This is a genomic window from Neisseria sp. P0021.S007 (assembly GCF_051956855.1).
In genome coordinates this window covers 1-1,742 of record NZ_JBQCXA010000036.1, presented here as the reverse complement: position 1 = coordinate 1,742, position 1,742 = coordinate 1, and the positions used below count along the sequence as shown (strand labels likewise).

Annotated in this window: 1 protein-coding gene and 1 pseudogene; both read left to right on the top strand. The window is 48.0% G+C overall.

What is annotated here, in order from left to right; all coding sequences use genetic code 11:
* Positions 1 to 111 precede the first annotated feature (111 nt).
* A pseudogene (mnmA, locus tag ACTHUR_RS10855) lies at positions 112 to 1,214 on the top strand (tRNA 2-thiouridine(34) synthase MnmA).
* Between the two features lie 93 nt (positions 1,215 to 1,307).
* The coding region (locus tag ACTHUR_RS10850; RefSeq protein ID WP_440398577.1) for an AMP-binding protein at positions 1,308 to 1,742 on the top strand (435 nt) is incomplete at its 3' end.

Sequence of the window (1,742 nt, the reverse complement as noted above, 5' to 3'; positions counted from 1 at the left end):
TATAAAGGCCGTCTGAAAGTCATTGGGCTTTCAGACGGCCTTTTCTGTCGTTAAATCAAAATGTGCTAAAATCAAGCTTTAAAAAATATATTTGAAACCCACATTCCCCTCATGAATACTACCAACACACCAACAAACATCATCGTCGGCCTTTCCGGCGGCGTCGATTCATCCGTTACCGCAGCCCTGCTCAAACAGCAAGGCCATCAAATCAGTGGCGTGTTCATGCAGAACTGGGAAGATGACGACAACGACGAATATTGCAGCATCAAACAAGATTCCTTTGATGCTATTGCCGTTGCCGATATCATCGGAATCGATATCGACATCGTCAATTTTGCTGCGCAATATAAAGACAACGTATTTGCCTATTTCCTCAAAGAATACAGCGCGGGCCGCACGCCAAATCCGGAGTCTTGTGCAATGCTGAAATTAAATTCAAATGCTTTTTGGACTATGCCATAGAGCAGGGTGCCGATACCATTGCCACCGGGCACTATGCCCGCAAAGAAGTTCGCAACGGAGTGCATTACCTGCTCAAAGGCTTGGATCAAAACAAAGACCAAAGCTATTTCCTGTACCGCCTCAAACCTTTCCAACTCGAGCGCGCAATTTTCCCATTGGGCGAGTTGGAAAAACCTGAAGTCCGCCGTCTTGCCGAAGAATTCAAATTACCGACCGCAACCAAAAAAGACAGTACCGGTATTTGCTTTATCGGCGAACGCCCGTTCCGCGAATTTCTGCAAAAATACCTGCCGACCAATAATGGCAAAATGGTTACCCCTGGAGGCAAAGTAGTCGGCGAACACGTCGGCCTGATGTTTTACACGCTGGGCCAACGCAAAGGCTTGGGTATCGGCGGCGCAGGCGAGCCATGGTTTGTTGCGGCCAAGGATTTGACCAAAAACGAACTGATTGTCGTCCAAGGTCATGACCATCCTTTGCTTTATACACAAAGCCTGATTATGAACGATTTGAGTTTCACATTGCCGGAACGTCCGAAAGAAGGCCGCTATACCTGCAAAACGCGCTACCGCATGGCTGACGCGCCTTGTACGTTGCGTTACTTGGATGATAAAACCATCGAGCTTGTTTTTGACGAGCCGCAATGGGCGGTAACTCCCGGACAGTCAGCGGTACTGTACGACGGCGATGTGTGCTTGGGCGGCGGTATCATCATGTCCACCGACAAGCCTGTCATTATTACTGCTTAATAAAAGGGCCGTCTGAAAACGAAGCGGCAGATTGAATAAAGCCTTTCAGACGGCCTCGATTTCAAAAAACGACTAAATAAAAGACTGATCAACATGGAAAAACTCTGGCTCAAAAGCTACGAACAAGGCGTCAACCCCGAAATCGATATCTCTCAATACAGCTCCATCAGCGACGTATTCCGTCAAAGTGTCGAGAAATTCTCGGATAAACCGGCTTTTCAAAACATGGGCAAAACGCTGACTTATGCCGAAGTGGGCAAGTTGGCGACCGATTTTGCGTCTTACCTGCAAAACGTATTGAAACTGCCGCGCGGTGAGCGTGTGGCAATTATGATGCCGAACGTTTTGCAATATCCGATTGCGCTTTTCGGTATTTTGCAGGCAGGTTTGGTGGCAGTGAATACGAATCCGCTTTATACGCCGCGCGAGTTGGAACATCAGTTGAAAGACAGCGGCGCGACAACGATTGTCGTGTTGGAGAACTTTGCCAATACGCTGGAATTGGTGTTGCCGCGTACACAAATCAAA